Source organism: Halomonas salsilacus, assembly GCF_051216275.1.
Taxonomy (GTDB): domain Bacteria; phylum Pseudomonadota; class Gammaproteobacteria; order Pseudomonadales; family Halomonadaceae; genus Halomonas.
The window spans coordinates 1-24,270 of sequence record NZ_JBPKAQ010000006.1 but is presented as its reverse complement, the minus strand read 5'-3'; the positions used below and the strand labels follow the sequence as shown (position 1 = coordinate 24,270).

General features: G+C 66.6%; 16 protein-coding genes. 2 read left to right on the top strand and 14 right to left on the bottom strand.

The window, feature by feature from the left end:
• Window positions 1–48: 48 nt before the first annotated feature.
• Window positions 49–615 (top strand): hypothetical protein, encoded by a 567-nt coding sequence (locus ACR80S_RS10025; protein WP_435399190.1) that lies wholly within the window; start codon window positions 49–51, stop codon window positions 613–615.
• Between the two features lie 179 nt (window positions 616–794).
• On the opposite strand, the gene ppc is transcribed toward ACR80S_RS10025, so the two are convergent.
• Genes ppc through cysM form a run of 5 tightly spaced genes read right to left on the bottom strand, consistent with a single transcriptional unit; the run spans window position 795 to window position 9,044 of the window.
• Complete coding sequence (gene ppc / locus ACR80S_RS10020) at window positions 795–3,443, bottom strand: phosphoenolpyruvate carboxylase (RefSeq protein ID WP_435403114.1); 2,649 nt, start codon at window positions 3,441–3,443, stop codon at window positions 795–797.
• A complete protein-coding gene (mazG, locus tag ACR80S_RS10015) occupies window positions 3,440–4,408 on the bottom strand; it encodes a nucleoside triphosphate pyrophosphohydrolase (RefSeq protein ID WP_435403113.1) in 969 nt (322 codons plus the stop codon). The genes ppc and mazG overlap by 4 nt, the downstream gene beginning before the upstream one ends.
• Entirely contained in the window at window positions 4,405–6,681 is a 2,277-nt protein-coding gene (relA, locus tag ACR80S_RS10010) for a GTP diphosphokinase (protein WP_435399193.1), read from the bottom strand. The genes mazG and relA overlap by 4 nt, the downstream gene beginning before the upstream one ends.
• On the bottom strand, window positions 6,674–8,146 hold the full coding sequence (gene rlmD / locus ACR80S_RS10005) for a 23S rRNA (uracil(1939)-C(5))-methyltransferase RlmD (RefSeq protein WP_435399194.1): 1,473 nt from the start codon (window positions 8,144–8,146) through the stop codon (window positions 6,674–6,676). The genes relA and rlmD overlap by 8 nt, the downstream gene beginning before the upstream one ends.
• Before the next feature lies 1 nt (window position 8,147).
• Window positions 8,148–9,044 (bottom strand): cysteine synthase CysM, encoded by an 897-nt coding sequence (gene cysM / locus ACR80S_RS10000; RefSeq protein ID WP_435399195.1) that lies wholly within the window; start codon window positions 9,042–9,044, stop codon window positions 8,148–8,150.
• Window positions 9,045–9,160: 116 nt separating this feature from the next.
• Here cysM and ACR80S_RS09995 point away from each other — a divergent pair, with 116 nt between their 5' ends.
• Window positions 9,161–11,836 carry an ATP-binding protein gene (locus ACR80S_RS09995; protein WP_435403112.1) on the top strand — a complete coding sequence of 892 codons (2,676 nt, stop codon included), beginning with the start codon at window positions 9,161–9,163 and terminating at the stop codon, window positions 11,834–11,836.
• Here the strand turns inward: ACR80S_RS09995 and acpS are convergent.
• From acpS to ACR80S_RS09950, 9 genes are all read right to left on the bottom strand, one after another.
• Window positions 11,833–12,210 (bottom strand): holo-ACP synthase, encoded by a 378-nt coding sequence (gene acpS / locus ACR80S_RS09990; protein ID WP_435403111.1) that lies wholly within the window; start codon window positions 12,208–12,210, stop codon window positions 11,833–11,835. The genes ACR80S_RS09995 and acpS overlap by 4 nt on opposite strands.
• Before the next feature lie 3 nt (window positions 12,211–12,213).
• On the bottom strand, window positions 12,214–12,996 hold the full coding sequence (pdxJ, locus tag ACR80S_RS09985; RefSeq protein ID WP_435399198.1) for a pyridoxine 5'-phosphate synthase: 783 nt from the start codon (window positions 12,994–12,996) through the stop codon (window positions 12,214–12,216).
• A 65-nt stretch (window positions 12,997–13,061) separates the two neighbouring features.
• A complete protein-coding gene (gene recO, locus ACR80S_RS09980; RefSeq protein ID WP_435403110.1) occupies window positions 13,062–13,763 on the bottom strand; it encodes a DNA repair protein RecO in 702 nt (233 codons plus the stop codon).
• Between the two features lie 6 nt (window positions 13,764–13,769).
• Window positions 13,770–14,669, bottom strand: a complete 900-nt coding sequence (gene era / locus ACR80S_RS09975) for a GTPase Era (protein WP_435399200.1) — start codon at window positions 14,667–14,669, stop codon at window positions 13,770–13,772.
• On the bottom strand, window positions 14,666–15,370 hold the full coding sequence (gene rnc / locus ACR80S_RS09970; RefSeq protein WP_435403109.1) for a ribonuclease III: 705 nt from the start codon (window positions 15,368–15,370) through the stop codon (window positions 14,666–14,668). Before rnc ends, era begins: the two co-directional genes overlap by 4 nt.
• Before the next feature lie 79 nt (window positions 15,371–15,449).
• On the bottom strand, window positions 15,450–16,253 hold the full coding sequence (lepB, locus tag ACR80S_RS09965; protein ID WP_435403108.1) for a signal peptidase I: 804 nt from the start codon (window positions 16,251–16,253) through the stop codon (window positions 15,450–15,452).
• 27 nt (window positions 16,254–16,280) lie between these two features.
• A complete protein-coding gene (gene lepA / locus ACR80S_RS09960) occupies window positions 16,281–18,098 on the bottom strand; it encodes a translation elongation factor 4 (RefSeq protein WP_435403107.1) in 1,818 nt (605 codons plus the stop codon).
• A gap of 198 nt (window positions 18,099–18,296) precedes the next feature.
• Window positions 18,297–20,417, bottom strand: coding sequence for a UvrD-helicase domain-containing protein (locus ACR80S_RS09955; RefSeq protein WP_435403106.1), 2,121 nt, complete (start codon window positions 20,415–20,417; stop codon window positions 18,297–18,299).
• Between the two features lies 1 nt (window position 20,418).
• Window positions 20,419–24,150 (bottom strand): DUF1998 domain-containing protein, encoded by a 3,732-nt coding sequence (locus tag ACR80S_RS09950; RefSeq protein WP_435403105.1) that lies wholly within the window; start codon window positions 24,148–24,150, stop codon window positions 20,419–20,421.
• Window positions 24,151–24,270 lie beyond the last annotated feature (120 nt).

Here is a 24,270-nt window from a genome sequence, read left to right as displayed (position 1 = left end):
GGAGCTCTCGCCGACCCCCGGCCGGGCCCCAGCGCAAGGACCGGGATCATGAGAACGAGTTCTCTTACCGCCTGCCTGCTGGCCTGCCTGGCCACCGCCGCCACTCCCCTGGCGCTTGCCGATGACGCCCCCTCGTTTGCCGGCAAGGACAGCGACCTGATGCGCCTGGACAACGGCATGGTGATCGAGGGCCGCGACATCGAAACGCCGGACGGCTACACCTCCGGGTTCCGGCTAATCGCCGGCTTCAGCCCGCTGCGCCTGCCCCGCCTCGACTTGGCCGCCGAATTCAGCTATCGCGAAAGTGACGAGGTGCCTACCCGGATGGGTGACAACAGCCTGCTGGTCAACTCGGTCAGCCTGGGTGGCAGCCTCATGGCTGGCGTGCGTATCGGCCGGCTCGGCCTCTACGCCAAGTCCGGCGTGGCGGGCTGGGAGGGCGACGCGGTGATACCACGGGATGCCCTCAATACCGCTGGCACCACCCGGGTCACCGGCCTAGGCGCCCGTATGGAGTTCAACCAGCTGGTCAGCCGCCTGGAGTTCGAGGAGTTCGATGCCTCGGACATGTCCCACCTCAACCTGTTCACCGCCTCGCTGCACTATCCGTTCTAACGGTCCAATTCACGCGGTCTTCGGGCCGCAAGCTTCACTCCCACCGTCATCATCCGCTTCCACCCAGGATGGAATCCTTCTCCTTGGGAAGCCCCCCCTGTGGGAGCGATCTTCAGATCGCGAAAAATCCACACCACCCATTCGCGCAGCAAGCTGCGCGCCCACATTGTTCCCCGTCCCTAGCCGGTATTGCGCAGCCCCGCGGCGATGCCGGCCATGGTCACCATCAGCGCCCGCGACAGGTCGGCGCTGATGGCGCCGTCCGCGTCCCGGTTACGCTGCAGCAGTTCGGCCTGCAGGCCGTGGAGCGGGTCGATGTAGGGGTTACGCACCTCGATGGCCTGGTGGATCAGCGGGGTCTTCTCCAGCAGTTCCTGCTGTTCGAGAACCTTGAGCAGCACCTCGTTGAGGCGTCCGAAGCGTTCACGAAGACGCTCACCCAGCGCCTTGAGCGTGGGCTCGTCCACCAGGCGGTGTTCATAGTAGGCGGCGATGCCTACGTCGGCCTTGGCCAGCAGCATCTCCAGCATGTCCAGGTAGGTGCCGAAGAAAGGCCAGCTGTCGCGCATCTCCTGCAGCACCTCGAGACCGCCCTCCTGCTCCAGGCGCCGGGCGAACGCCTCGCCGCTGCCCAGCCAGGCGGGCAGCATCAGGCGGATCTGGGTCCAGGCGAAGATCCACGGGATCGCTCGCAGGGTCTCGACGCCGCCATCCTGGCGGCGCTTGGTGGGCCGCGAACCCAGCGGCAGGCGGCCCAGCGAGCCCTCCGGCGTCACCGCCCGGAAATAGGGCACGAAATCCGGATCCTCGCGCACCACGCCCACATAGGCGCGGTGGGCCACCTCGGCCAGTCGATCCATCTCCTCGCGCCAGTGGGGCTGGGGATCCGGCGGCGGCAGCAGGGTCGCCTCCAGCACCGCACAGGCGTAGATCTCCATGGAGCGCAGGGCGATCTCCGGCTGGCCAAACTTGAAGCGGATCATCTCGCCCTGCTCGGTCACCCTCAGGCTGCCGTTCACCGAGCCCGGCGGCTGGGAGAGGATCGCCGCATGGGCCGGACCGCCGCCGCGACCCACGGTGCCGCCGCGACCGTGGAACAGGGTCAGGTCGACGCCTTGTCGCTCGCACACCTCCACCAGGGTTTCCTGGGCGCGATACTGGGCCCAGGCGGCGGCCAGCTGGCCGGCATCCTTGGCGGAATCGGAGTAGCCGATCATCACCTCCTGGCGGTCGCCGGTGAGGGAGCGATAGCCGGGCAGTGACAGCAATCGGTCGATGACGTCGCCGGCGTTGTTGAGGTCGTCCAGTGTCTCGAACAGCGGGGCAATGGGCAGCTTGACCTCGCCGCCCACCTCCTTCATCAGCAGGGCCACGGCCAGCACATCGGAGGGCTGCCCCGCCATGGAGATGACATAGGTCCCCAGCGACTCGGCCTGCTCGCTGGCGACCACCCGGAAGGTATCGATCACCTCACGGGACTCCGACGAGCACTCCCAGCGCCGCGGAATCAACGGACGCCGCGAGGCGAGCTCCTCGAGCAGGAAGGTCTGGCGCTGCTCTTCGCTCCAGTCGCGATAGTGGCCGATCCCCAGCCCATCGGTGAGCTCCTCCATCACCTGGGCATGGCGACCCGCCTCCTGGCGGATGTCGAGCTTGGTCAGGGTCACGCCGAATACCGCCACCCTTCGCAGGGTGTCGAGCAGCGCGCCGTTGGCGATGGTATCCAGGCCCACGTCGCACAGCGAGCGGTAACAGGTCAGCAGCGGGGCGAAGAGTTGGTCACGGCTCTCGATGACCGGCCCCTCGTCGAAGGGCTTGCCGTCCAGGCTTGCCTTGGCCCAGTCGCGGGTCGCCTCCATTCGGGTCAGCAGCCGGCGCAGCAGTTCGCGATAGGGTTCGCCAGCATCCCCCACCTCGGCCTTCAAGGCGCTGTTGGCCTTCCACATGGAGAGCTCGGACTTGAGTTGTTCGAGGTCGCGCACGTAGAGGTCGGCGGCCATCCAGCGCCCCAGCAGCAGCACTTCCCGGGTGACCCGCGAGGTCACGTTGGGGTTGCCATCGCGGTCTCCGCCCATCCAGGAGGCGTAGCGGATCGGCGCGGCGTCCAGCGGCAGGCGCTCGCCGGCGGTCTCCAGCAGCAGGTTATCCAGGTCCCGGTGGAAGTCGGGTACCGCCTGCCACAGCGAGTTCTCGATCACCGCGAAGCCCCACTTGGCCTCGTCCACCGGGGTCGGACGCTCGTGGCGGATCTCGTCGGTGTGCCAGGCCTGGCCGATCAACTCCTCCAGGCGCCCCTTGGCCCGAATGCCGCGCTCGGGATAGTCGCCGGAGGACTCGATGGCGGTGAGGCAGTCGTCGATGGCGTCATACTTCTTGATCAGGGTACGCCGAATGACCTCGGTGGGGTGGGCCGTCAGCACCAGTTCCACACGCATGGCGGCCAGGGTCTCCACCAGCTTGCGCGGCGTGTTGCCGGCCTCCCGGGCGCGGGCCAGCAGTTCGCTGAGCACCGGCTGGCTGCCGGGGCGGTAGTCCTCCACGCGACGAAAGCGCGCCCGGTAGTGCTGCTCGGCGATGTTGGCGAGGTTGAGGAACTGGTTGAAGGCGCGGGTCACCGGCAGCAGGTCGCGGTCGGGCAGGCGGCGCAGGTAGTCAATCAGCTCGCGCTGGGCCTGGTCGTCGCCCTGGCGGCCACCCTTGGCGAAGCCGCGGATGGCCTCGATCTTGTCGACGAAGCCACCCCCCAGGTCATCGGCGATGGTGCGACCGAGGCTGTCGCCCAGGATACGAACGTTGTCACGCAGCGATTCGTGCAGGTCGTGGCTCATGGCCCAGAGTCTCCCGGAGGCTCTCCCGCCGCGGCGGGATGTACGGATGTGGTGGCGGATTCAGTAACGGCGCGTTCGATGGTCTTGGCGGCCTGCCAGTGGCGCTCCATCAGGGCGAGGCCGGCCTCCTCGGGCGCCACCCCATCGGCGGCCAGGGCCGCCTCCAGATAGCGGAAGCGGCGCTCGAACTTGGCATTGGTCGCGCGCAGGCACTGTTCGGGGTCGGCCTTGAGGGTGCGCGCCAGGTTGGTCACCGCGAACAGCAGGTCGCCCACCTCCTCGGCGGCGTGGTCGCGGTCGCCTACGGCCAGCGCCTCCTCGACCTCCGAGAGCTCCTCGCGGATCTTGGCGATCACGCCGCGGGCATCGGGCCAGTCGAAGCCGACCCGAGCGGCGCGCCTGGAGAGCTTGGCGGCCCGGGAGAGCGCCGGCAGGGTGCGCGGGACGTCATCCAACACCGACGCCGCAGCGCGATCCATCACCGACGCCGAGGCGCCCTCTCCCACTGAAGCGGGGTCCGCGCTGGCACGCTGGGCCCGCTCCTCGGCCTTGAGGCTCTCCCAGCGGCTGCTTACGTTGTCACGCTCAGCCTGGGCCGACTCGATCTCCTCAGCGGAAACGCCCGGCGGGCGACGCGACCCCAGGGTGCCCTCGGGAAAGACATGGGGGTGACGGCGCAACATCTTGGCGGTGAGCGCGTGGATCACATCGTGAAAGTCGAAGCGCCCCTCCTCGGCACCGAACCGGGCATAGTAGACCACCTGAAAGAGCAGGTCGCCCAGCTCACTGGGCAATTCATGCCAGGCGCGCCGCTCGATGGCGTCGGCGACCTCGTAGGCCTCCTCCAGGGTATGCGGCACGATCGAATCCCAATCCTGCTGGAGATCCCAGGGGCAGCCCTGCTCGGCGTCGCGCAGCACCGCCATCAGGGTCAGCAGGTCGTCGAGGTCGTGACGTCGGTTCATTTGCCCTTCCCCTTGCGCTTGCCCGCCTTGCCGCCGCTGCGCAGACGGCGCACCTCGATGACATTGGAGAGCTGCTGGATACGCGAGAAGAGCCGACCCAGGGTCTCCAGGCCGTCCACCTCCAGGGTGATCGCCATGCGGGCGATGCCGTCGTCGGTATCGGTCTGGGTATTGACCGACAGCACGTTGACCTTCTCGTTGCCGAGTACGCCGGTGACGTCGCGTAGCAGGCCGGAGCGGTCCCAGGCCTGCACCTCGATGTCCACCGGATACTGAGTGCGGGCACGCTCGCCCCACTCCACCTCGATGATACGCTGGGGCTCCTCGAGTCGCAGCTGCAGGATGTTGGGGCAGTCCTGACGGTGCACGGTGACCCCCCGCCCCTGGGTGATGAAGCCGACGATGGGCTCCCCCGGCACCGGATGGCAGCAGTTGGCCATGCTGGTCTTGAGGTTGCCCACCCCCAGCACGGTGATATCGCTCTGCCCGCCCTTGTCCGGCGAGCGCTTGGGCTTGGCCAGCAGGCGGTCGAGCTGCTCCTGGTCGTCGTGCTCGCCAAACAACTGCTGGGCCTGGTGCAGCACCTGGCCGATGCGCAGGTCGCCGGCCCCCAGCGCGGCGTACATGTCGTCCGGGCTCTGGTAATTGACCTTGCGGGCCAGGGCCTCGAGGTCCATGTCCTCCAGGTCAAGGCGCTTCATCTCGCGTTCGAAGAGCGCGCGCCCCTCCTCGAGGTTCTGGTCGCGGGCCTGGTGCTTGAACCAGGCCTGAATCTTGGCCCGGGCCCGACTGGTGCGCACATAGCCGAGGCTGGGATTGAGCCAGTCGCGGCTCGGCCCGCCCTTGCTGGCAGTGAGGATTTCCACCTGCTGGCCGGTCTTGAGCTTGAAGGTCAGCGGCACGATGCGCCCGTTGACCTTGGCGCCCCGGCAGCGGTGGCCCACTTCGGTATGGACCCGGTAGGCGAAGTCGATGGGCGTGGCCACCCGCGGCAGGTCGATGACGTGGCCATCGGGGGTGAAGACATAGATGCGATCCGGGGCCACGTCGCTGTTGAGCCCCTCGCGCAGGTCGCCAAAGTCCCCGACCTCCTCCTGCCACTCGAGGACCTGGCGCAGCCAGGCGATCTTCTCCTCGTAGCTGGTGCTCTTGGCCTTGGTGTCATGGCCCTTGTAGCGCCAGTGGGCGCAGACGCCGAGTTCGGCCTCCTCGTGCATGGCGAAGGTGCGGATCTGGATCTCCAGCACCTTGCTCTCGGGGCCGAGCACCGCCGTGTGCAGCGACTGATAGCCGTTCTTCTTGGGGTTGGCAATGTAGTCGTCGAACTCGTTGGGCACGTGGTGCCAGCGCGAGTGCACCAGCCCCAGCACGGTGTAGCAGTCGGCCACCTCGGGCACCAGGATGCGCACCGCGCGGATGTCATGCACCTGGGAGAAGTCGATGCGCTTGCGCTTCATCTTCCGCCAGATGGAATAGATGTGCTTGGCGCGGCCGTCGACGTCGTACCGGGTGATGCCCTGACTCTTGAGCATCTCCTTGAGGGCACCGACCACCTCGGCAATGTAGCGGTCACGGTGGACGCGCTTCTCGGCCAGCTGGCGGGCGATCGCCTTGTAGTCATCCTCGTGGAGATAGCGGAAGGAGAGGTCCTCCAATTCCCACTTGAGGTGGCCGATGCCCAGCCGGTGGGCCAGGGGCGCGTAAATGTCGAACACCTCCTGGGCCACACGCAGCTGCTTCTCGCGGGGGGCGTCCTTCACCTGACGCACGGCGCAGGTGCGCTCACTGATCTTGATCAGTGCCACGCGTACGTCGTCGATCATGGTCACCAGCATCTTGCGCAAGTTGTCCTGCTGGTCGTGCTGGCCCATCTCGTGGCTGGGCGTCTGGGAGGCGCTGATCGCCGCCATGTGCAACACGCCGTCGATCAGCGTGGTGACCTCGCGCCCGAACTGCCTGGCGATCGCTTCCAGGTCGACCAGCCCCTCGCGTACGGCTCGGTAGAGCACCGCGGCCTCCAGGGTGGCCTGGTCGAGCCTCAGCTCACCGAGGATATCGGCCATCTCCAGGCCCATGCGGAAGCTGGAGCCATCGGCCAGCCAGCGGCGATGAGGCTTGTCAGCGTCGCGATCCAGGCGCTCCGCCAGCAGGCAGGCCTCGCGCAGCTGGCCCGGGTCGCGCAGCTTGACGTCCTCCTGAAGCCGCTCGATCCAGCGTTCGATATCGACGCGCCCCGTCTCGGTCAGGGGCTGGTCCTCACGCACTTTAACCATCGGGAGTTGCTCCTTGCCGCCGCTGTTCTGTCCGCGGGTGCTCGAACAGCAGCATCGATTCCAGGTGTGAGGTATGCGCGAACATGTCGGCCACGGCGATCCGCGTCAGCCGATAACCGCCATGCACAAGGCGTGCCGCATCCCGCGCCAGGGTGGCCGGGTCGCAGGAGACGTAGAGCACCCTTCGCACCGGCGATACCGCCAGCGCCGCGCAGACGACGTCGGCGCCATCGCGTGGCGGGTCCAGCAGCAGGGTATCCGGCGCTACCTCGGTCAGCAGGGCCTTCACCGCTGCGGCATCGTTGAGGTCGGCCTGGCGGGGCGTCACCGCCAGGTGCTCCCCCGGTGAATTGGCCCGGGCATTGTCTGCCAGTCGCTCGACCATGGCCGGGCTGCCCTCCACCGCCGTCACCCTGGCCCCGGCGGACGCCAGCGGCAGGCTGAAGTTGCCCACCCCGGCGAACAGGTCCAGCAGCGCCGTCCCTTCCAGCCCATGGAGCCAGGTCAGGATGGTAGTTACCATCAGCCGGTTGACCTCGGCATTGGCCTGCAGGAAGTCCCCCGGGGCGAAGCCCAGGGTCAGCTCCCCCGCGGCGCCCGATGCGTCAGGGGCCGATGGCACTCGACAGCTCAGCGACGGCGTCGGGGTCAGCCACTGCAACGCCGGTGACTCGCGCCCCGCCAGCCAGGCCAGGTGCAGCCGATGTTCCTCGGCGAAGGCGAGCCAGCGTGCGCAGTCGGCGGCATGTTCCTTGAGCTGGCGTACCAGCAGCACCGCACCCTGGTCGCTGTCGAGCAGTTCCAGATGGCCCACCAGGCGGGGGGCGTCGAGTGATGCCACCTGACGGTGCAGCGGCGCCAGCAGGGCGTCGAGCTGTGGCACCAGGATAGTGCAGTGATCGATATCCACCAGGCGGTGGCTGTGGCGAGCACGGAAGCCGAGATGCAGCTGGCCCTCGGCGCCCACCTTGACGCCCAGGCGCGCCCGGCGGCGATAGCCGTGATCGGCCCCGGCCAGCAGTTGCGGCTCGCCAGGCGTCTCGATGCCCTGGCGGGCCAGCAGGTCGAGAAGTACCACCTGCTTGTGGCGGCGCTGGGCGGGCACGGCCAGGTGCTGGAGGTCACAGCCGCCGCAGCGGTCGACATGGGCGCAGGGGGGCGTGACCCGCTCCGGCGAGGCCTCGAGCAGCTCGCGGACGTGGGCCTCGTCGAAGCGCTTGCGGGTGAGATGCACCGCCGCCTCGACCCGCTCCCCGGGCAGCGCCCCCTCCACGAACAGCGTCTTGCCCAAGGCGTCATGGGCCAGCCCGCGGCCATCGTGGGTCAGCCGCTCGATGGTGATGCCTCGGGGCTCATTCTCGCCGGCACCACGGTCGTCGGGCGCTTCTCGAGGCGCCTGACGCCCCTGCAAACCCGACACCCCCGAACGCTCGCGGGTCGGCCGCCGCTTGCCCAGCATCGCCATCTCAAGTCTCCGGGGCGAACAGGCCGGTGGAGAGGTAGCGGTCGCCGCGATCACAGACGATGAACACGATCACCGCGTTCTCCACCTCCTCGGCGACGCGCAGGGCGCCGGCCAGGGCGCCGCCGGAGCTGACCCCGGCGAGGATGCCCTCCTCCCGGGCCAGGCGGCGCATGTGCACCTCGGCCTCGTGCTGGCCGATGTCCAGCACCCGGTCGACCCGGCTGGCATCGAAGATGCTGGGCAGGTACTCCGCCGGCCAGCGGCGGATGCCGGCGATGCTGGCGCCATCCTCGGGCTGCAGGCCGATGATCTGCACCTCGGGGTTGCGCTCCTTGAGCGCCTTCGAGACCCCCATGATGGTGCCGGTGGTCCCCATGGAGCTGATGAAGTGGGTGACCGTTCCACCGGTCTGCTCCCAAATCTCGGGGCCGGTGCCAAGGTAGTGGGAGAGCGGGTTGTCGGGGTTGGCGAACTGGTCCAGGCGCTTGCCCTCGCCGCGGGCCAGCATGGCCTCGGCGACATCGCGGGCCTCCTCCATGCCGCCCGCCTTGCTGACGGTGATCAGCTCGGCGCCGAAGGCTGCCATGGCCTGCTTGCGCTCCTCCGAGGCGTTCTCGGGCATGATCAGCACCATGCGGTAGCCCTTGATGGCCGCCGCCATGGCCAGCGCGATGCCGGTATTGCCGGACGTCGCCTCCACCAGAGTGTCGCCGGGAGTGATCTCGCCGCGCGCCTCGGCCTGTTCGAGCATCGAGAGGGCCGGGCGATCCTTCACCGAGCCGGCGGGATTGTTGCCCTCCAGCTTGGCCAGGAGAATGTTGTTGCGCCCGGCGGTGATGCGCTTGAGGCGGACCAGCGGCGTGTGGCCGACGACCTCCTCGAGGGTGGGAAAATGCATGCAACCTTCCTTGTGGAAACGGGTTTTCAGCCATTATATCCATGCCACCGCGGGGTGGACAGGCATCCCCTCCCGCTGTGTCATACTGGAGGCTGCTACCTGCAAAGAGCTTGCCGATGTCCTTGAAGTTCCGCCTGCTGCTGACCGGTCTGATCGTGCCCTGGCTGTTGATGCTGCTGCTTGCCGCGACGACCCTGTCGCTGCACCGCTCACAGCACGCCGAGCAGCTTCAGGCCCGCCTGGAGCAGGCCGTCGACCTTATCACGCCCCTGCTGGGTGAAGCCGATGACGCCATCTCCCGGGAGGCTACCGCGGCGCGCCTGCTGGAGCTCGATGAGGTCCGCGCCCTGGGCGTCATGGATGCCCAGGGCGAGACATTGCTGCAGCTGGGCCGGCTGCGCTCGCCGCCCAGCGCGCCGCGTAACGAGGGCCTGCACCTCGAGCAGCAGGGCACCGAATGGCGGCTCCAGACGCCATTGCCGGGCGCCGAACCGGCCTGGCTGGTGCTCGACGTGGACGCGAGCCCCCTGGTGCTGGCCCACTATCGCCAGATCGGCTTCACCGCGCTGCTGCTGGGCATTGCTGCCCTGCTGCTGGGTGGCCTGACCTTCAGCGCCTACCGGCGCCTGCACCCCCCTCTGGCCGCCGTGGATGATGCCCTGTCCCGACTGGCCACAGGCGAGAGCCCTCTCCCTCTCCCCCCCTCCCGGGGCGAGCTGGCCGGCCTGACCGAACGGGTCAACGCCCTGGGCGATCATCTGACCGAGGCCCGACTCGAGACGCAACGTCAGATCGAGCAGGCCACTGCCGAGCTCCAGGAGTCCATGGAGACCATCGAGATCCAGAACATCGACCTGGATATCGCCCATCGCCGCGCCGTGGAAGCAAACCGCATCAAGTCGGAATTCCTGGCCAACATGAGCCACGAGATCCGCACCCCGCTGAACGGCATCATCGGCTTCTGCCGCCTGCTCGACCGCTCGCGGTTGGAGCCCCGTCAGCGGGAGTGGCTCGAGCACGTCCAGCGTGCCTCCAGCAACCTGCTGATGCTGGTCAACGACGTGCTCGATTTCTCCAAGCTCGAAGCCGGCCACCTGGAGCTGGAGCGCCTGCCGCTGGACATGGTCTTCCTGGTGGACGAGGTGCTGGGCCTGCAGGCGCCCCTGGCCCACCAGAAGGAACTGCAGCTGCTGGGCCTGGTGTATGACGACGTGCCCGGCGTGCTCAACGGCGACCCGATGCGCATCCAGCAGGTGCTCACCAACCTGGTGCACAATGCGGTGAAGTTCACTCGCCAGGGCGAGGTAGTGGTCCGGGTAATGATGGAACAGGCCGACCCCGGCCGGGTGACCCTGCGCATCAGCGTCACCGATACCGGCATCGGCCTCTCCCCGGAGCACCAGCGCCACCTCTTTCAGGCCTACCAGCAGGCCGCGCCCAGCCACTCCCGGGAGTTTGGCGGCACCGGGCTGGGCCTGACCATCTGCCGACAGCTGGTCGAGCAGATGGGCGGCCAGATCAGCGTGCAGAGCGAGCCCGGCCTGGGCACCACCTTCTCCTTCACCCTTCCCCTGGAGGGTAGCGAGACCACCGAGCGGCCACCCGAGCTGCGCCTGGCCGGACAGACGGTGCTGATCGAGGAGCCCCACCCCGCCACCCGACGGGCCCTTCGCCATCTCTTCACCCGCTGGGGCGCCCGGCCGGTGGAGGCCGTTGCCCCCCCTCTCCAGAGCGGCCCACCTGCCCTGCTGGTCGCCAGCCTGCCGCACACGCCCCTGACCGCGGACGAAGCCGGGAGCTGGCAGCAGCGTCTGGCCGAGCTGGCCTGCCCGGCGCTGCTGCTGGCCAACGCCAACCCCATGGACCTGCCCAGTCTGGCGCTGCCCCATGGCGGCGAGATCCTTGCCAAGCCGGTGGCTCGTACCACCCTGACCGCCGCCGTGACGAGGGTCCTGGGCCAGAGCGCGTGCCCGTCACCGACGAACCAGACGGGGGCGCCGCCGCCTTTACGCCTGATGGCAGTGGATGACACCGAATCAAATCGTCTGCTGCTGGGCGAGCTGATCGTCGGTCCCGGGATCGAGGTCAGCCTGGCTGCCAGCGGCGAGGAAGCCCTGGTCCTGGCGCAAGAGCAGGCCTTCGATCTGGTGCTGATGGATATTCGTATGCCCGGCATGGACGGCGTCGCTGCCACTCGGGCGCTGCGACGCCTGGGAGGCCGCTGGCGCACCACGCCGGTGGTGGCGGTGACCGCCCACGTGCTCGAGAAGGAGCGCCGCCGGCTGCTGGCCAACGGACTGGATGACGTGCTGGTGAAGCCGGTGGATGGCGACCAGCTGCGCGACACCCTGCATCGTCACCTGGGCGTGATGCTGACGGAGGAGAACGAGACGCCGTCACCGCTGCTGGAAGTTGCGCCCACATTGACCGCCGATGACGGTGAGCTCCCCACCGTGGACCTGGAACTCGGTGCACGGCTGGCGGGCGGGAGGGCGTCGCTGGCCAGGGAACTGCTGGAGCGCCTGGCGGCGGGGCTCGAAGAGAATGAAGCCGAGCTGCGCCGCGCCCTGGCCGAGGGCGACGACGAGGCGCTGCTGGATGGCATTCACGGCCTCAACGGTGCCTGCCGCTACTGTGGGGCGCCGCGACTGGGGCTGATTGCCGAATCCCTGGAGACCCGCCTGCGCACCCGCGGCCGGGACGCGGTGACGCCGCTGATGAACGACCTCTTCGATGCCATGGCGGACCTGCGCGCCTGGGCGCAGGGGGAGACTCAGACCACCATCACCTAGCCCTCCAGAACCACGAAGGCCACCGCCAGGGTCGTCTCGTCGCTGATCGACAGGTGAGTCGAGCGCACCCCGGCGGCCATCGCCAGCTCGTGGGCCTGGCCCGACAGCAGCAGCGAAGGCCGGCCTAGGGCATCGTTGGTGACCTGGACCTCGGTCCAGCGCATGCCCAGCCGCAGGCCGGTTCCCAGCGCCTTGACGAAGGCCTCCTTGGCGGCGAAACGCTTGGCCAGGAAGGCCGCCGGCACCGGATGGCCCGCCAGGCGCTCACGCTCCAGCTCGCCCAGAAGCCTCAGCGCCAGTCGCTCGCCGTGACGCGCCAGCGCCCGCTCGAAGCGCTCGACCCGGGCGATATCGGTGCCGATGCCGAGGATCATGGGTCAGTGGTGATGATCATGGTCATGCTCCTCCAGGGAGGCGACGAAGCCTGCCTCCTGTCCGGCGATGGCCAGCCGCTTCATCTCGGCCACCGCCTCCTTGAGCCCCACGAAGAACGCCCGGGCGATGATCGCATGGCCGATATTGAGCTCATGCAGGCCAGGAATGGCGGCGATGGCCTCCACGTTATGGTAGTTGAGGCCGTGGCCGGCGTTGACGGTGAGCCCAAGCTCCAGCGCCATCTCGGTGGCAGCACTGAGCCGCGCGTGCTCGTGGGCGGCCCCTGGCCCCGCGGCCTCGGCGTAGGCACCGGTATGCAGCTCGATCACCGGGGCCCCGGTCTTCACCGCGGCCTCGATCTGTGACGGCTCGGGGTCGATGAACAGCGACACCTCGCAGCCAACCGCCGCGAGGCGTTGACAGGCGATGTGGATCGCCTCGAAGCCCCCCGCCACGTCCAGGCCACCCTCAGTGGTCAACTCCTCGCGCTTCTCCGGCACCAGGCAGACGTGGGCGGGACGCAGCTCCTCGGCCAGGCGGATCATCTCCTCGGTGACCGCCATCTCCAGGTTCATCCGGGTGTTGAGCACCTCGACGAGCAGGCGCACGTCGCGCTCCTGGATATGCCGACGATCCTCGCGCAGGTGCACGGTGATACCGTCGGCGCCGGCCTCCTCGGCCAACAGCGCCGCCTGGACGGGGTCCGGGTAGCGGGTGCCACGGGCCTGACGCAGGGTGGCGATATGATCGATATTGACGCCGAGCAGGATACGGGGGGGATGCATGAGGGTCTCCGAGAGTCGAGAGATCAGGAGTAGGCGAGATGGCCAGTGCAAGAGGTGAAAGGCGTTCAGTGTGACCCGGCCCTGCGGCGCTCGGCAAGCTGGGCCATCAGCTCCCGGGAGCGCAGCGGGCGGCTACCCAGCAGCGGGGCCAGCGCCGCCCGGGTGACCGCCTTGGCCGGGCCGGCGAGCCCGGGGGCATCCCAGTCGCCGGCACCCAGCAGGCGCAGGGTGCGGCCATCGAGGCCAGGCTGCCCTGGACGAAAGGCCCGCGTGGACGCGTCCAGCACATAGCGCGCCTGGGGATCCAGCTCGCCGCCGTCATCGGTGACAAAGCGCGGCATGGCATCCAGGCCCTCGAGCAGCGCCACCTCCAGGCGGCGCAGGCCACCGCCGCGGGCATCGGGGCGCGGCAGCGCCTCGAGCATCGCGGTATAGAAGGCGAACACCTCGGTCACCGGTAGCTCCACCGGCAGGGTGCGGGTGAGCAGCTCATTGGCATAGAGCCCGCACAACAGCCCTTCACCAGCCAACAGCGCCGTAGCCCCGCGGCTCTCCATCAGCCGCAGGCGCTTGAGCTCGCCCTTGCCCACCCAGGTGACATGCAGCGGCGCGAAGGGCTGCAGCCGCCCCCGCGAGCGAGAGCCCGGGCGCTGCACGCCCTGGGCCACCGCCCTCACCCGGCCATGGTTGAGCGTCAGCAATTCGACCAGTGCGCTGGTCTCGCGATAGGGGCGCTTATGCAGCAGGAAAGCGGGTTCGGGCGTCATGGCGCCTCAGTCGAGGTTATAGCCCAGGCTCTTCAGGGCCCGCTCATCGTCGGACCAGCCGCGCTTGACCTTGACCCAGAGATTTAGCATCACCTTGGCGTCGAAGGCACGCTCCATGTCCAGGCGCGCCTCGCGGCCGATGCTCTTGATGCGCTCGCCGTTCTCGCCGATCAGGATCTTCTTCTGGCCCTGACGCTCCACCAGGATCAGGGCGCTGATGTGCACCACCCTGCCCTCGTCGCGGAATTCCTCGATCTCCACGGTCATCTGGTAGGGCAGCTCGTCGCCGAGCTGACGCGTCACCTTCTCGCGCACCAGTTCCGCGGCCAGGAAGCGCTGGCTTTTGTCGGTTATCTGCTCCTCCGGGAAGAAGTGCACGCTCTCGGGCAGGTGCTTGGCCACCTCGGCCTCCAGCTCCGGCACGTTGGTACCGTGCTTGGCGGAGATCGGCACGATGGCGGCGAACTCGCGTCGGGCGCCGACCTCCTCCAGCCAGGGCAGCAGGCTCGCCTTGTCCTGGAGGCGGTCGACCTTGTTGACCGCCAGGATCACTGGTGCCGTCACGTGTTCCAGGCGCGCAAGGACGATCTGATCCTCTTCGCTCCAGCGGGTGCGGTCGATGATGAACACCACGCAGTCCACATCACGCAGAGCCTGAGTCGCCGCCTGATTCATGAAGCGGTTGATCGCCTTGTTACGATCCTTGGCCATGATATGCATGCCGGGGGTATCGACGTAGATGAACTGCGCCTCCCCCTCGGTCTTGATGCCCCTCACCTGATGGCGCGTGGTCTGGGGACGCCGCGAGGTGATGGAGATCTTCTGGCCGAGGATACGGTTCATCAGCGTCGACTTGCCGACGTTGGGACGACCGACAATGGCCACGAAGCCGCAGGTCTGTGTCATGGTCGTGCTCCCTGTGCGTTGGCCCTGACGGGTTCAAGCAGGGCCAGGGCCTTCTCGGCGGCCTGCTGCTCGGCGTGGCGCCGGCTGGCGCCCTCGCCGGTGGTGTGCTGGTCGAGCATTTCCACGTGGCAATCCACGGTGAAGACCTGGGCGTGGGCCTCGCCCTCCACGTTGACCACGTCATAGCGGGGCAGCGGAAGCTGGCGCGACTGCAGGAACTCCTGCAGGCGGGTCTTGGGATCCTTCTGGGTGTCCTGCAGGCTGGTATCTTCCAGCCGCGCCGCGTACCACGAGAGCACGCGAACGCGCACCGGCTCCATGCCGGCATCCAGGTAGATGGCGCCGATCACCGCCTCCACGGCGTCGGCCAGGATCGATTCGCGGCGATGCCCGCCGCTCTTCATCTCGCCGGAGCCGAGGCGCAGGTGCTCGCCAAACTCCATCTCGCGGGCCAGCTCGGCCAGGGTCTGGCCCTTGACCATGCGCGCGCGAAGCCGGGAGAGCTGCCCTTCCCGGGCGTCGGGAAAGCGCCGGAACAGCGCCTCGGCGATCACGAAGTTGACGATGGAGTCGCCGAGGAACTCGAGGCGTTCGTTGTTCTGCCCGCCGACGCTGCGATGGGTCATGGCCAGCTCCAGCAGGGCGGGATCCCTGAAGGCATGGCCGAGGCGTCGGCTGAAGGCGTTAAGGGAGTTGCTCACGGATATCCTGTTGTCTGATAGCTTGTCGGCGCCGAGGTGGGCCGCGGGGGGCGATCATAGCCGCCTGGGGCCCGGCGGCTCACTGGATGCGTCGTACGCTGGTGAAGCTGGGCAGGCCGCCATCCCAGCTCATCCACACGGCGAAGGCACGTCCGACGATGTTCTCCTCCGGCACGAAGCCCCAGTAGCGGCTGTCATTGGAGTGGTCGCGGTTGTCGCCCATGGTGAAGTAGTGCCCCTCGGGCACCACCACCTCGCGCATCTGCGGGCCCGGGTCTCGGGGATTATTGTAGATCCGGTGCTCGAGCCCGCCCAGCTGCTCGGCCAGCAGCAGCTCGCCGGGGGCGGCGGCCGGGCCCTCCTCCAGCAGCCGCTTGGGAACCGCCTCACCGTTGACGTAGAGCTGCTTGCCCTCATAGCTCAGGGTGTCGCCGGGCAGGCCCACCACCCGCTTGATGAAGTTCACCGCGGGCTCGTTGGGAAAGCGGAACACCATGACGTCACCACGCTCCGGCTCGTTGAAGTCGACGATGCGGGTATGAACCACCGGCAGGCGCAGGCCGTAGGTAAACTTGTTGACCAGGATGAAGTCGCCCACCTCCAGGGTCGGGCGCATGGAGCCCGACGGGATCTGGAAGGGCTCCACCACGAAGCTGCGCAGCACCAGCACCACCAGCAGCACCGGAAAGAAGGAGCGCGAGTAGTCCACCGGCCAGGGCTCCTTGAGCACCTTCTCGCGGGCGGCGGGGTCGAGCCCTTCGGTGGTGCCGGCCTCGGCGGTGGCAGCGGCACGGCGGCGGGCGGGGCGCCACCAGAGGAGGTCCAGCAGCCAGATGAAACCGGTGATGGCAACGGCCACCACCAGCAGTAGGGAGAAGTCCATGGGGTTATGTGTTCCTAGCGTTTGAAATCAGTCGTTGACCCTGAGTACCGCAAGGAAGGCATCCTGGGGGATCTCCACCCGGCCGACCTGCTTCATGCGTTTCTTGCCCGCCTTCTGCTTCTCCAGCAGCTTCTTCTTGCGGCTGACGTCACCGCCGTAGCACTTGGCGGTGACGTTCTTGCGCAGCGCCTTGACGGTGGAGCGCGCCACCACCTGGCCGCCGATGGCCGCCTGGATGGCCACGTCGAACATCTGGCGCGGAATCAGCTCCTTCATCTTCTCGACCAGCAGCCGGCCGCGACCGTGGGCGTGGTCGCGATGGATGATCACCGCCAGCGCGTCGACCTTCTCGCCGTTGATCAGCACGTCGAGGCGTGACAGCTTGGCCTCCTGGAAACGCTCGAAGCCGTAATCCAGGGAAGCATAGCCCTTGGAGATCGACTTCAGGCGGTCGAAGAAGTCCATCACCACCTCGGACATCGGCAGCTCGTAGACCAACTGAATCTGGCTGCCGAGGAACTGCATGTCCTTCTGGGTGCCGCGACGGTTCTCGCACTCGGTGATCACGTTGCCGACGAACTCCTGAGGCACGAGAATGCTGGCCCGCACGATCGGCTCGCGCATCTCCTCAACGTCCGCCATGTCGGGCAGCTTGGAGGGATTGGAGACATAGGCGACCTCGCCGTTCTTGAGCGCCAGTTCATAGACCACCGTCGGCGCCGTGGTCAGCAGGTCCAGGTTGTACTCGCGCTCGAGACGCTCCTGGACGATCTCCATGTGCAGGGTGCCGAGGAAGCCGACCCGGAAACCGAAGCCGAGGGCGTCGGAGTTTTCCGGCTCGTAGGCCAGGGAGGCGTCGTTGAGCGCCAGCTTCTCCAGGGCGTCGCGGAAGTCCTCGTAGTCGTCGGCGCTGACCGGGAACATGCCGGCATAGACCTGAGGCTTGACCTTCTTGAAGCCCGGCAGACGCTCGACGTTCGGGGTCTTGGCGTGGGTGATGGTGTCCCCCACCGGCGCGCCCTGGATCTCCTTGATGCCGGCCACGATGAAACCCACCTCGCCGGCGCGCAGCACGCCGGTCTCCTTGCGGGTCGGCGTGAAGATGCCCACCTCGTTGGCGCCCCAGTCGCGGCCGGTGGACTTGATGCGGATCTTCTCGCCCTTCTTGAGGGTGCCGTCGAAGATGCGCACCAGGGAGACCACCCCAAGGTAGTTGTCGAACCAGGAATCGATGATCAGCGCCTGCAGCGGGCCATCGGGGTCGCCCTGGGGCGGCGGAATATCACGCACCAGACGCTCGAGCAGAGCATCGATGCCCTGGCCGCTCTTGGCGGAGACCTGGCAGGCATCGGTGGCGTCGAGGCCGATGATCTCCTCGATCTCGTGGGCCACCTTGTCCGGATCCGCCTGAGGCAGGTCCATCTTGTTGAGCACCGGCAGCACCTCGAGCCCCTGCTCGATGGCGGTGTAGCAGTTGGCCACCGACTGGGCCTCGACGCCCTGGGCGGCATCCACCACCAGCAGCGCACCCTCGCAGGCATACAGCGAGCGCGAGACCTCGTAGGAGAAGTCCACGTGGCCGGGGGTGTCGATGAAGTTGAGCTGGTAGGTGTTGCCGTTTTGGGCGTGGTAGTCCAGGGTCACCGACTGGGCCTTGATGGTGATGCCGCGCTCGCGCTCGAGGTCCATGGAATCGAGCACCTGCTCCTTCTGCTCGCGCTCGGAAAGCCCACCACAGCTCTGGATCAGGCGGTCGGCCAGGGTCGACTTGCCATGGTCGATGTGGGCGATGATCGAGAAATTCCGTATATGACTGATTTTACTACGGCTTTCGCTATTAGACATGCATCAAGATCCGGTTCATGTACGCACCCAGTTACAAGGCTGGGCAGGTACCCAAGCGAGCGCGAGAATAAAGGTTGGCCACATTGTACAGCGAGGAGGCGGGGTTGTCGTCAGACGCACCCTCTTGGCCCGGTGACCACAGTTCAATGGTCACCGGTTGGTGAGAAAGTCAGTCAGCTTATGGCCGGCGTGCAGGTGTCAAAACCATTCGCTCATCTGCCCGTAACCATAGACAAACGCCAGCTTCCTGGCGCGGGTAAGGCTGACGTAGAGCAATGCTCTCTCCTCGTTCTCGCGCTGGCGGCGGGTCACGGCATCCGCGGCGGACTGAATCACCGGCGCCAGTGGCACCAGGCCGCGGTTCACCGAGGCCACGAACACCGCATCGAACTCCAGGCCCTTCACCCGATGCATGGTCGCCAGGTTCAACTCACCGTCCGGGGTGGCGGCGCTGCGACCATCCAACTGATGACAGGGCTGCTGGCGGCTCTCCAGGGCGGCCTTCAACTCCCCCACCTCGCGGCGAGTACGGGCGATCACGCAGCAGGCTTCGGGCGCCAGGCCGTTGCCTTGCATGGCCTCCAGAATGGCCTGCGCCTGCTCGTCCAGTGAATCGAAACAGCGCACCTCAGGGACCGGGCCGTGCATCAGGGAGTGGTAGAACTGCTGCGAGTCCTGTCCCCCGTCCAGGTCATCTACCTCCACACCCTCCAGGATGCTGACCGCCAGTTTGCGGGTCTCATCGGTGGTGCGATAGTTCACCTTCAGCCGGGCACTCCGACCGCGAATATCGATGCCGCACTGACCCAGCACCACCTTGTTCTTTCCGTAAATGCGCTGGTGCCCATCCCCCACGATAAACAGATCGTTGGGGCCTGGTGGCACCAGCGCACGCAGCAGCATGAAGGCCTGGGAGCCCATATCCTGAGCCTCGTCCACGATCACCGAACAGAGGTTGGGACGCAGCTCGGGGTTGGTCTCGAGCAGCTGTCGCGCATCGCGATAGGCGTCATCGGTCTCCTTGAGGTAGTTGCTGGCCAGAATATGGCGAAAGCGCTCGAACACCGGCCAGATCTCCACGCGCTGCTGGCGGTTCAGGCGTGTGCCCCGGCCGATTCGCGAGGCCTTCTTGTAGTCGTCGAGGCTACCAATGGACTGGGGCTGGATGACCCTGGCCCACTCCTCCTGGAAGAAGGCCAGCCCCAGATCGATAGCGGCCGGCTTTTCCGAGTAGGCCTCTTCCCACAGCCGCTTCTGCTGCTGGGCATCCATCAGCAGACCGTAATCGTAGCCCTGCTTTTTCAGGAAGCTGACCACCCAGGCATCCAGGTTCATCACGTCGATACGCTCGAGCGCCTGGCTCGAGCAGATCTTATGGAGGTTCTGCTTGATATCCGCCGCCAGGTTGCGGGTAAAGGTGGTGAACAGCACCTTTTGTTCCTGCCCTGGCGTCGAAGAGCCGGCTACCTGCTCGGCTAGCCACTTTGCCCGGTGCATGGCCACCACCGTCTTGCCGGTGCCGGCGCCGCCCAGCACTCGCACTGGGCCATTCTTCCTGCCCTCGGCCAGGCGCCGCTGCGCAGGGTGCAGGAAGACCCGCCACTTTTCGATGGACTGATTGAGAACGTCCTGCAGTGCCTGTTCATTGTCGGCCACGGTGAAGTGGGCGCGGGACTCCGGGCGCGCCAGTGCTGAACCGAAGTCCTCGGTATCCACCGCTTCGGGGGCCGCAGGCACTACTTCGCCGTAGGCCTCCTCGAAGCTGGCCCCGGCCATCAGCATGAATAGCCCCTCGTAGGCATCCGCAGGAATCTGCTCGTTGAGGTGAGCGGTTTCCAGATCGGCCTCGATCCTCATGCTGCGGACTAACCCCAGTGCCTCCTCCGGCACTCCCAACTGCAGTAGCTGGCGGTCGCGAATGGTATCGAAGAGCCCCGGCCGCTCCGGTGCAGACGGCGGTGCCGGCGTTGCTTCCTCTCGGCGCTCCTCGACGGTAAACACCTGCAGGCTGCCGGTATTGGGGTTGATCTCCAACTTGCGCTTGGCCGCCCAGGTATAGGCTGGCTCGTGGTGAGCCACATAGAGCATCAGGTAAAGATCTTCCTTCTCTGCCGCGGCCAGAATGATGCGCACATCCTGGTTGGCCCGAATCGAACGCAGCTTGCTGTCCTTGAAGGCTGTCAGTTTCTCGTAGTGCAGGCCGCCATGCTGAGGGTCCTGCTGGAAGAGCATTACCGCCTTGTTGGCTTGGCTCTGCTCGTTCGGGGTGAGCTTCAACAAGCTGTCGAAATACTTGTCCGAGAATGCCACGCTGACCATATCAGGCTCCTGAGTCCAATCCGTTGATTACTGCTACCAGCTCATCCACGTCCGTCACCACGCGCCAGCCCTCGGCCTCCAGCTGTGGCCTGATGGCCATCTGCTCCTCGTCGTCTGGCAGCAAGAAGGCCAGCCGGTGCGCTTCGAAGATAAGCTCCGCCTGACCGATGATCTCCTCATCGGCATTCACCACGTCATCACCCACCAGGGGGGGCTCCGGCCAGCTGACCTCAAACGCCCGCAGGGCCTCGGCAAGCACGCCGTCGAGCAGCGCATACCACGTCGGCTCTTTCGCCTGTTGCGCCGGCCCCGCGGACGCACTGCGCTTCTCGGGCCAAAGCAGGCCGGCGGCTATCCCGCTGTTTCGTGAGTCGGGGGTCCAGGCGTACATCAGTGGCAGGAACTGCAGGAAGTTGATGGTCCCCCAGAAGCGCTGCCACTGGTAGCGGGCAGCCTCTTCGCTGCCCTGGCGCAGCTCGTAGCAGACCGAGACCATGGCATCGTCGAGGTCGAAGGTCTTGAGCAGCCCCGGGGCCGCCAACAGCCGCAGGATGATGCCCGCCGCACCCTGATCGTCGTTCAGCGCCACAGCGCCGGCCAACGCCACCGGTTCCGGTGTGCGATCGGTAAAGGCCGCAGGCAGGCCGTGCAGCGCTTCGGCCCCCTGCTGTTTCACCGCGGGGTCGGCCATTGAGCCGGCAGGCAGGCACTGCAGCACGAACAGCAGCACCTGCTTCTCGAGCTCGTCGGGCTGCTGCTGGGTCAGGAAGGCCACCAGCAGCTCGAAGGGGGTCTTGTTGTGGTGCAGCGCCGGATTGGCCACCCCGGCGAGCTTAGCCAGGCCGGCAATGGCAGCGTGGTTCTGCTCGGGCGAGGTCATGCCTGCCGGTAACGGCACGTCCATCGCCTTGTCGCCCATCACCTTGTTGACGTCATACCAGTTCAGGCTCCACACCACGAAGCCGGCGTGCATCAGCGCCTGACGCTTGAGCAGGTCGTCGCTGGCCTTCTCCGCATGGAACTTGTAGCCGTCCAGAAATACGGCCACGGGCTTCAGACCATTGCGCACAGGCCACAGCACGAAATCCGGGCGACTGGCGAACTGCACGCCCTGGGCCATCCCCAGGTCCGCCTGAGGCTCCATCTCGTAGGCCAGCTCGCCGATCGTCAGCCGATAGCCGTGCTTGCCACGAATCACATCCTGGGAGACCCGCACCTTCTGTTTACCCACGCACTCGTGACCGGAGAAGCGGGCCAGCGCTTCCGGGAAGCGGGCCTCCAGCTCGCTATCGATCCAGGGGTTGCCGCCGAGCGCACTCAGCCCCTGATCGTCCTGCACCCACTCATGCTCGCCCTCGACCACGTCCTTGAGCATCTCCAGCGCCAGCGACTTGCTGGTGCTCTCCATGCCGTAGGCGTTGCGATACTCCAGCAGGCAGCGGTAGCAGCCATCCATGGTGTGGTCATAGCAGTCGCAGGCCTGCATCACCTCATAGGCCTGGCGGAACACCTCCTGCATGTTCTCTGCGCGGCTGAGCAGCTCATGCAGGTAGCCAGTGCCGCCGGGTACCGAGTCGTAGAGCACGATGAAGTGGCGTCGCTCGTCGGTCTCTCCGATCGGCTCGCTCTGATAGGCCACCCGCAGGTGGTCTACCTTGCCGCCGAAACGGCGCTTCAGGCCAAGCTGCAGCGCCGCCACAAAGGAGTTCACCTGCTCCTCGGTGCCGCCGCTGGAGAGCCGGGGCAGCAGGATGCGCAGCGCCTCCGAGGCAAACTGGCGGTAGAGATAGAGGCAGTTCTCGATGCCGCTGTCCTGATGTAAATCGCCCTGCTTGCCGCTGGCAAGCGTCTTCGGCCCGCGGGAATAACTGCACGACTTCAGGTGTGCTGCCTCTTCCTTGCCGGCAGCCGCCGCACGGGACTGCACCGAGCCGCACTCGCGGCAGATCGGGAAGCCGGCCCGCTGGATATGCTCACCGGCCACATCGAAGAACATCTCGTCGCCTTCCCGACGGCCGAAGTTCACCTCAAGAAAGCGGGCGCTGCGGATGAACTCGAATCCGAACGGTCGCTCCTTGTCGTCCAGTACCCAGGTGATGGAGATATCGGCGGGATTGAAGTCGATCAACATCTGCTTGTTGAAGAACACCGGCTCGCGGTCATCGGAGCGGTCGTCCAACTGGGCATCTCTGGCATTGGTAAACGCATACACCTGGGTCATCTTCAACATGCTGGTGCGGGCGCTCTCATCGCCCCATCGATTGGTATGACAGCGCGGGCAGGTCTTGTCGCTGAAGCCTGCCTTGGGGTCATCGGCCGGCGCCGAGTAGTGGCAGCGCGGACAGAAGCGCCACGGTTGAATATTGCGCCCCTTGGCCGTCTCTACCCGGGAGACCTTCACCTTGCGGTTGCCGGCATAGAAGACGGCCTCCGGCGCCAGCTCTGTGAGCGCCGCCTGAGCCGGCCGCTGGTATTCGTATTCCCGCTTGACGAACTCCCGCTCGGCACCATCGCCACCGGCGCCCTTCTCGGAGCGAAAGATCACTGAACGCAGGGTCGCGCCCTCCTCCGGAAAGGCGTAGTTGGGCAATAGCCCCTCGTCGGTAAAGAAGTTCAGGGTTTCGCGCTTGTTCAGCCGAATGCGCAGGCTGCGGTAGCCGGCCACCTCCCGCTCGAGCTCGACGAGCTCCGCCTGGGTGTGTTCATCCTGAGGCCGCTTTCGCATCTTCTCCAACTGCCTGTCCAGCTCCTTGACGGTGGCGGCCATCCGCTGGCGCTCATCCGCCACCAGTTTCAGTCGCCCCAGCACATAGAGCTGCAGATGATCGTCCTGATGCTGCGGCCCGCCAAACAGGTACTGGCGCAGTAGCTCCAGGTCCTCGCCACGGAGCTCAGTGGCCACATGGCTGGCGAAGCCGTCCCAGATCTCCTGCATGCCATGCTTCAGGAAATTCAAAAGCGTGTAGGGGAACCGATCCTCCTGGGTCTTCTCCACCGCATCCAGCACCGGCTGCATGGCCTGGGGAATCTGGTTATCGCCCCGGGCCTTGCGGGTCCAGCAGTCCATGGCATAGGCCAGCAGCTGCCGGCGAAGCACATGGCGAGCTTTCAAGAACACCGCCGGCGGCTCCACCGGGGTATCCAGCATACGGCTGGGATCCGCATAGAACACCAGGTCATGGGGCCGGCCGTTGGCCACCGTCAGCACAAAGGAGTTGCCATCCCGACGGCCGCCTCGCCCGACCCGTTGCAGATAGTTGGCCTGGGCCGGCGGCACCGAACAGAGCAGCACACTGGAGAGATCCCCTATATCGATACCCATCTCAAGGGTCGGCGTGGCGGAGAGCAGGTTATATTCCCAGGGCTTTTCGCCCTTGATGAAGCTGTTTTCTACCCGGATGCGCTCGCTGGCGGCCAGTAAGCCGGTGTGTTCGTGGGCAATCACCCGATGAATCTCACCGTGGCGGTAAAGGTTGCCATAGAGCGAATCTCGCACCGGCACCACGTTTTCATACACCAGCTCAGGGCGCGCCGCGCTGATCAGCGGGAGCCCCAGCCAGGCTTCGGCGTGGGCAGCGGGCACATGCATGGGTCGATAGCCCTGGCACTCCACCGCCTCCACCACCGTGGTAATCGTCAGGCTTTCCGGGGTGAGCGACCAGAGCCTGACCCCGCGCTCGTTCACCTCCTCGCGCAGCAGGCCGCAGTCACAGAGGGCCGACAATGCCGCCATCAGCACCTGCTCGGTAAACGGTCCACTAACCCCATCTGTTCCGGCCTGAATCAGGCCGGTAGAGTATCTTTCCAGCGCCAGGGCAGCAGCGTGTAGAGGTCGTCATCCTCGCCAAGCGTC

Excerpts from the sequence above, each read along its gene's own strand:
- rlmD (WP_435399194.1), bottom strand. The coding sequence starts at position 8,146 with ATGGCGATGCTGGGCAAGCGGCGGCCGACCCGCGAGCGTTCGGGGGTG.
- ACR80S_RS09955 (WP_435403106.1), bottom strand. The coding sequence starts at position 20,417 with ATGGTCAGCGTGGCATTCTCGGACAAGTATTTCGACAGCTTGTTGAAG.
- pdxJ (WP_435399198.1), bottom strand. The coding sequence starts at position 12,996 with ATGCATCCCCCCCGTATCCTGCTCGGCGTCAATATCGATCATATCGCC.
- ACR80S_RS10025 (WP_435399190.1), top strand. The coding sequence starts at position 49 with ATGAGAACGAGTTCTCTTACCGCCTGCCTGCTGGCCTGCCTGGCCACC.
- ACR80S_RS09995 (WP_435403112.1), top strand. The coding sequence starts at position 9,161 with ATGTCCTTGAAGTTCCGCCTGCTGCTGACCGGTCTGATCGTGCCCTGG.
- cysM (WP_435399195.1), bottom strand. The coding sequence starts at position 9,044 with ATGCATTTTCCCACCCTCGAGGAGGTCGTCGGCCACACGCCGCTGGTC.
- lepA (WP_435403107.1), bottom strand. The coding sequence starts at position 18,098 with ATGTCTAATAGCGAAAGCCGTAGTAAAATCAGTCATATACGGAATTTC.
- acpS (WP_435403111.1), bottom strand. The coding sequence starts at position 12,210 with ATGATCCTCGGCATCGGCACCGATATCGCCCGGGTCGAGCGCTTCGAG.
- mazG (WP_435403113.1), bottom strand. The coding sequence starts at position 4,408 with ATGAACCGACGTCACGACCTCGACGACCTGCTGACCCTGATGGCGGTG.
- era (WP_435399200.1), bottom strand. The coding sequence starts at position 14,669 with ATGACACAGACCTGCGGCTTCGTGGCCATTGTCGGTCGTCCCAACGTC.
- lepB (WP_435403108.1), bottom strand. The coding sequence starts at position 16,253 with ATGGACTTCTCCCTACTGCTGGTGGTGGCCGTTGCCATCACCGGTTTC.
- relA (WP_435399193.1), bottom strand. The coding sequence starts at position 6,681 with ATGGTTAAAGTGCGTGAGGACCAGCCCCTGACCGAGACGGGGCGCGTC.
- recO (WP_435403110.1), bottom strand. The coding sequence starts at position 13,763 with ATGACGCCCGAACCCGCTTTCCTGCTGCATAAGCGCCCCTATCGCGAG.
- ppc (WP_435403114.1), bottom strand. The coding sequence starts at position 3,443 with ATGAGCCACGACCTGCACGAATCGCTGCGTGACAACGTTCGTATCCTG.
- ACR80S_RS09950 (WP_435403105.1), bottom strand. The coding sequence starts at position 24,150 with ATGGCGGCATTGTCGGCCCTCTGTGACTGCGGCCTGCTGCGCGAGGAG.